Annotated in this window: 7 protein-coding genes; all 7 read right to left on the bottom strand. The window is 42.4% G+C overall.

The window, feature by feature from the left end; translation table 11 throughout:
• Positions 1–88: 88 nt before the first annotated feature.
• Positions 89–700, bottom strand: coding sequence for a 4'-phosphopantetheinyl transferase superfamily protein (locus tag C5S62_RS03265; RefSeq protein ID WP_104404034.1), 612 nt, complete (start codon positions 698–700; stop codon positions 89–91).
• Between the two features lie 25 nt (positions 701–725).
• Positions 726–1,142, bottom strand: coding sequence for a single-stranded DNA-binding protein (locus C5S62_RS03270; RefSeq protein ID WP_104404035.1), 417 nt, complete (start codon positions 1,140–1,142; stop codon positions 726–728).
• Positions 1,143–1,194: 52 nt separating this feature from the next.
• The gene (locus tag C5S62_RS03275) at positions 1,195–1,638 is read right to left on the bottom strand and encodes a DUF4293 domain-containing protein (protein ID WP_104404036.1); all 444 of its coding nucleotides are present in this window, start codon (positions 1,636–1,638) and stop codon (positions 1,195–1,197) included.
• Positions 1,635–1,979: a DNA-directed RNA polymerase subunit omega gene (locus tag C5S62_RS03280; RefSeq protein WP_104404037.1), complete on the bottom strand. Its 345-nt coding sequence runs from the start codon at positions 1,977–1,979 to the stop codon at positions 1,635–1,637. The genes C5S62_RS03275 and C5S62_RS03280 overlap by 4 nt, the downstream gene beginning before the upstream one ends.
• Before the next feature lie 94 nt (positions 1,980–2,073).
• Positions 2,074–2,916 (bottom strand): outer membrane protein assembly factor BamD, encoded by an 843-nt coding sequence (locus tag C5S62_RS03285; RefSeq protein WP_104404038.1) that lies wholly within the window; start codon positions 2,914–2,916, stop codon positions 2,074–2,076.
• 129 nt (positions 2,917–3,045) lie between these two features.
• Positions 3,046–4,512, bottom strand: coding sequence for a capsule assembly Wzi family protein (locus C5S62_RS03290; protein ID WP_104404039.1), 1,467 nt, complete (start codon positions 4,510–4,512; stop codon positions 3,046–3,048).
• A gap of 286 nt (positions 4,513–4,798) precedes the next feature.
• The gene (locus C5S62_RS03295) at positions 4,799–5,422 is read right to left on the bottom strand and encodes a serine O-acetyltransferase (RefSeq protein ID WP_223301121.1); all 624 of its coding nucleotides are present in this window, start codon (positions 5,420–5,422) and stop codon (positions 4,799–4,801) included.
• Positions 5,423–5,520 lie beyond the last annotated feature (98 nt).

The raw sequence follows: 5,520 nt of genomic DNA on the forward strand, positions 1-5,520 counted from the left end.
AGCTCTCGAATTTTAACAAATGCACCGGAATTTCGGCTTGACCCTTAAAAACAACAGCCGAAGCCGGCTGTGAAGGGGTGAGAGATGTTTAGAGAGTACGACAAATGGTGAATACGAATAGGGGAGAAATGTGGTAGTGGATGGTAGCTCTGAGGTTTTCTGAAAGAATATGAGCAATGAGAGATGTACCCTCAACTTGTATTCTGATATCATTTCTAACATTCAGGTCAGGAATGTCAAAAGTCTTATATACAGCTTCTTTAGCGCTCCAAAAGAGGACGGCGCTAGTTTCTTCCGACAGAAAGTCTATTTTGTTTAGTTCCTGATATTCGTCTGGTGTAATGAATTTGTCGAGAAGTTTTGCTGCACGCGGAGTTCTTGCTTCCAGGTCTATGCCCGACGGATTTTCCGATATTTGCACTGCTACGTGGTTTCCGCTATGGGTAATGCTGATGTAGCGGCTGTCATGTAGAATATATGGCCTGCCGCTTGGATAACTGGCTATGCGTGCTGAGGGGCCCATGAGATGATGAAAAAGAACTCGGGCGGCCAGCCACTCTTTCCGACGTTTGAGAGAGCGGAATCCGAGTACTTCTTTATCATAACCGATGTCTGGTGGGAGGAGTTGCAGAAGTTCTTCTTCCGTTTCGGTAATTTCCCAAAAGGAAGTTTGCAGTGTGGGGGGATAAGATGAAAACATGTAGTCTGCACTTATGGCGGGATTCTTAAAAGGGACAATCTTCCGGAGCCTGTTTCTTAACTGAGTTCTGAGGCTGTGGGACAGACTGGGGGGATGTGCTTCCGTTGGCACGGGGCGAGAGCATCTCCATGTTCTCTGCCCATATCTCTGTTACGTAGCGGGTTTTTCCTTGTTTGTCGGTATAGGTGCGGGTTCGGAGCTGCCCTTCTATGTATAGTTTGTCGCCTGTATGTACATAACGTTCCACGATTTCGGCCAAACGCCGCCAAAGGAGTATGCTGTGCCACTCCGTTCGCTCTGGAACGGTAGTACCATTGGGGAGGGTATATCCCGGCGTACTCGTGGCTAGTCGTAAAGTGGCGGTGGCTACGCCGTTGTCGATGTAGCGTACATCGGGCTCTTTGCCGACGTTGCCGATAAGCATTACTTTATTGAGGGACATTTTTAAGTTTTTAGAGGTGATAGGATTGGCAACCGTTTCCTGAATCGTATGGTTACCGGAATCGTTCGGCCGCGCGTACCAGCGCCTCATCCTTCCTGATGGCTCTGCGGGCCAACCATCCTGAAACATAGGATATCAGAGGGAGAAACAGGCCGATGGAGTAGGACATGGATACGTTGTGGCGATTTTCAAATGCGTAGCTATAGGCCAGAATGCTGACGTAAAGCAGAAGGATAAAAATCAATAAGAGATTGCACAGCCGTATCTGTCGCGGACGATTCTTGTAATTGAAAATGGTGAAAAGGGCGGTTAGAATACTTAAAACGGTAAAGGCTAAAACTCCCCAAGGACAGGAAATAAAATGTTCTTCAGTTCCTGTGATGGCATAGCTCATAAGAGAGGAACCGTTTGAGAAGGTAATGATGGGCGTACAAAAGGTAAAGGCCGGAATAATACCGGCCAGTAACAAGTAGACGCTTTGAATGCGCTGTATCATAAGTCAGAACTTAATTTTTCTTTTTCTTTGATTGGATTACGGAAATATATTTTGTCATTGAGATATTCATCAGCCGAAATTAGAGTAGGCTTGGGAAGCTTCTCGTAATAGCGTGAAATTTCAATTTGCTCACGGTTTTCAAAGGTCTCTTCAAGGTTGTCGTTGCCGGAGGCGAATTCCTTGAGTTTCTTGGAGAGATCTTCCTTCATTTTTACAGAAATCTGATTGGCACGCTTGGACATGATGACAATGCTCTCATAAATGTTATCCGTTCCTTTGCAGAAATCCATTAAATTGTGAGTCTCTGTGTTTGTAGGTGCTTTGCTTCTTTTGTAATCCATTATTTTATGTCTGTATTGATGTTTCTGTCGTATTTGATATCAGGAAGGCATCTTCCTGTTGATTCCGCTTGCCTTCCGCTATTTGTTCACTGCTTTAATCCTCACTGTCCGAGGAAGAGGTGTATTGTTTGGCTTTTTTGAATAATTCGTTTGCCTCTTTCATGTATTTTGACTCGGGATACTCATTGGTGAATCCGTAATATTCGTCAATGGCATTGTGGTAGCGCTCTTCTTTTTTAGACTCAATACTTTGTGCGGCAAGTTCGAATTTGGCTCGCAGAATCAGGATGGCAAAATCTTCCCGTCGTGAAGTATATGGAAAATCTTTGATGGCATTTTCCGCTGTTACGATGCAGGCTTGATAATTGGAGCCACCATTGGAACAGTTGAGAAAATAGCTTCCGAGGTCATAGTAAAGTTTAGCGGAAAGATATTCTTTCTCCACCAGTCTGTCTTGTAGCTTGAATATGATTTCTTGTACTTCTGCAGAAAGTACACTCCCGGGATATAATTCCAAAAACTCTTGAAATTCGCTGATCGCCTCGTAGGTGGCGCTTTGATCGAGTTTGACTTCGGGAATGTTCTTATAGAGAGACATTCCGCAATAGAAGTGGGCTTTTTCTGTATATAGACCTCTGGGGTAGCTCTGATAGTACTTACGGAAAAAAGACATGGCTGCGTTATAATTGCGCGCTTTATAACTGCTCATTCCCGAAAGGAAAAGCGACTCCTCGCCTTTGTTGGTTCCTTTAAAAGTGGCAATGACGTCTTGCAGGAAAAGGCTGGCGCGATTATACTGCCCTTCAAAATAATATTGTTTGGCCGCTTCGTATTTGTAGTCGTAATTGTTTGTTTTCTGTAATTTGTTGTAATTACCGCATGATATAAGGAAGAGAAAAACGGTAAATGATAATATAATATGGAGGTAATGTTTCATATTGTAATTTTGCGGCAAATTTACTAATATCTATGGATATGAGCCAAATGTTTTATAGATAAAATCGTTAAATGACTCGGAACAAGGCCATGTCGCTTGTTGTTTTTCTTGTGATAATCGCAATCAGATTCAGAATGTTTTCTTGATGGAAATTTGCATGCCTGTGTTGTTGTCGATTTGAGCTCCTCTATCAAGGCCGAAAGCCAGTTTTACCTGCCATCCGCTGAGTACAGGCTTGTGTTGCCATGGGGAACTCAATGTCGCTTCACATAAAAAACTGTTGTTGTATTTCGGAGTAAGATAGGGAGTATGATACGTTCCCAAATTACTGGTGTAGGAATAGAGTAACCGGTAGTGTAACCAAGGAATAGGGGTGCCGGAAATGCCAAAATGGTGGGCTTTGAAGCGATTGTTGTTGAAATTCAGTTTCTCGTCGTTTCTATAAAGCGGAGAGGTGAATAGGGGATTACCTATGGGTTGTCCCCAATTTTGCCAGCCTGAGTGGATGGTATGATTATAGTAATTGTCTATTGCACTGATTTGATCAGGTATTTCGGGAGTATGGTCATGATATACCGCTCCGGCCTGATAAGTCGTGTTCATAAATTCGTAGACAAAGGTATTGATATACGGATTTTGAGGGAGGTTGATTTCTGCACCGATAAGTCCGTCTAGCCAGCCGTATTGGAAAAACATCATGGAGTGGTCCTCGAAAAAATGATCATAATAGGTGCGTATTTCCCAATCTTTACCAACGTAACTTAAGGAAAATAGCCAGCTTCCGACCGTATTGCCATTGGCGTTTTTATAGACAGTTTCACCGATGTCATGTCCTGTACCAAATATGACTTCAATAAAATCGCGGATCCCTTGGCCCAGTTTCTGCTCCTTGCCATTATTAAAAATGCTTCCGCCAAACATACATGCCATTTCCAGGCCGCCTTCAAAAATGAGAGGAAACTTGTCTTTGTTTCCAAAGCGCATATAGCCGGCTTTAGTGTGATAGAGAGTGCGTTTGCTGTAATTTGTACCGGCTGTGTAATGTCTGGCCCATTTCCCGTCTGTAGTGATACCATAGCCAAAATGTCCTTTTATACCTATCCAATCGCTTTTTCCTGTGATAGAAATGTATTCCGGTATTTCGATGCGTGCTTCGGGAATAGGGTGGGAGTTAATGCCGAATGTTTGGCTACCGCTGCTCAATTCCTGATTCTTCAAGGCCATAGGGCGTTCTTTACTGCCTAGTGAAAGGCGTACGCCGCGATAGGCGAAGTCTGCGTACATTTGTTGTACAAAAACACTGCTTTCAGCGTTATAGCGGAAACCAATGTCTGTTCCATAACCGATGCGCCATTTGTGGGTCGTGTCACTTTCAGAAGCTTTTCCGAATCTGACCCTTAAATGGCCATTGTCACCTGTTATGCTGGACATACCATAACGATTGGCGTTTAACCATAGGGGTGTTTGTCCCTTTGACGCAGTTATTTGGGCTTCTATACTGTAATTTATATCTTCTCCTAATCTTTGTATGGCATTTTGTGCGTTGGTCGTATGAGCAAACAGAAAGAGGGCTATAATGAAATTTTTGAGTTTCATAATTAAGTAAAAAAGAGATTCTTGCCTGTGTGGTTATATGTGAAATATATGCAAAAGTAGCAATTAATTAAGAAATGGCCATCTTTTGTCGGGTAATAAGGCAAACTTTTTCTTTTGCAGCTCGATAAATGTTTCTCTGAAGTTCTCGTAATAGAATAAAACTGTTTTATTGTCTGTTTCTTATTGAATTTGGGAATGATTTTATAGCGCTTGCCACCCAAAGGATTTATGGTATGCTCAGATAGAGTTGCGTTGTTGTAGTATAAATATTTATAAGGAAAGGTGTTTATTGTCGAAGTTTTTCATGATTATATTTGTATCTGTTCCCGACATACCGTCCTGGATTATTATAATTCAAGACTTGGGCGGGAACACCTGCGGCGGTTGCATTGTCAGGAATGTCTTTTGTAACAACTGCTCCTGCGCCGATTGAAGAGTTACTGCCTATTTTAACATTCTCGACGATACTGACATGCGGACCGATATATACATTGTCACCGATTATTGCAGGTGTGTTGTGATTTGTTCCAATGTTGAGAAATTGGGATATATTGACATTATTGCCGATGACTGTAGCTCCGTTTACAATCATACAGATATTATGGCCGGTATAGAAGCCGTATCCTATTTTAGTGAAGGGCGATATCTGCACCTGTGCTTTTTTGCTGACTCTCTCATACATGAAACGACAGAAAGGATAAAGAAAACCTTTGTATAAAGACAGCCGCAACCAAAACAGTAATGTGCTGCTGAATGGTTTGATACTGTGGAAAAGAATGGATAATGTGGATTCCATTTTTCCTGTAAGCCTGAATCTGTCACTCTTAATAAGGATCATGCAGTCGCTATAGCTTTCTGCAATGGGTATGCAAAGTTTTTTGCCGGCCAGTTCGTAATATTCCGTTTTCATGAATGCTGAAAATAAACCGCCAAATACCCAAAACGGACTACCTTAGGGTCAAGCCGAAAACACGGTGCATGAATTTTGAGAAAAGTGTTAAATTTGTG

It is taken from the genome of Prevotella sp. MGM2, from assembly GCF_002933955.1.
Lineage (GTDB): Bacteria > Bacteroidota > Bacteroidia > Bacteroidales > Bacteroidaceae > Alloprevotella.

Bases quoted from the DNA above. Each gene is read 5' to 3' on its own strand.
- C5S62_RS03290 (WP_104404039.1), bottom strand. From the start codon at position 4,512: ATGAAACTCAAAAATTTCATTATAGCCCTCTTTCTGTTTGCTCATACG.
- C5S62_RS03295 (WP_223301121.1), bottom strand. From the start codon at position 5,422: ATGAAAACGGAATATTACGAACTGGCCGGCAAAAAACTTTGCATACCC.
- C5S62_RS03285 (WP_104404038.1), bottom strand. From the start codon at position 2,916: ATGAAACATTACCTCCATATTATATTATCATTTACCGTTTTTCTCTTC.
- C5S62_RS03275 (WP_104404036.1), bottom strand. From the start codon at position 1,638: ATGATACAGCGCATTCAAAGCGTCTACTTGTTACTGGCCGGTATTATT.
- C5S62_RS03270 (WP_104404035.1), bottom strand. From the start codon at position 1,142: ATGTCCCTCAATAAAGTAATGCTTATCGGCAACGTCGGCAAAGAGCCC.
- C5S62_RS03280 (WP_104404037.1), bottom strand. From the start codon at position 1,979: ATGGATTACAAAAGAAGCAAAGCACCTACAAACACAGAGACTCACAAT.
- C5S62_RS03265 (WP_104404034.1), bottom strand. From the start codon at position 700: ATGTTTTCATCTTATCCCCCCACACTGCAAACTTCCTTTTGGGAAATT.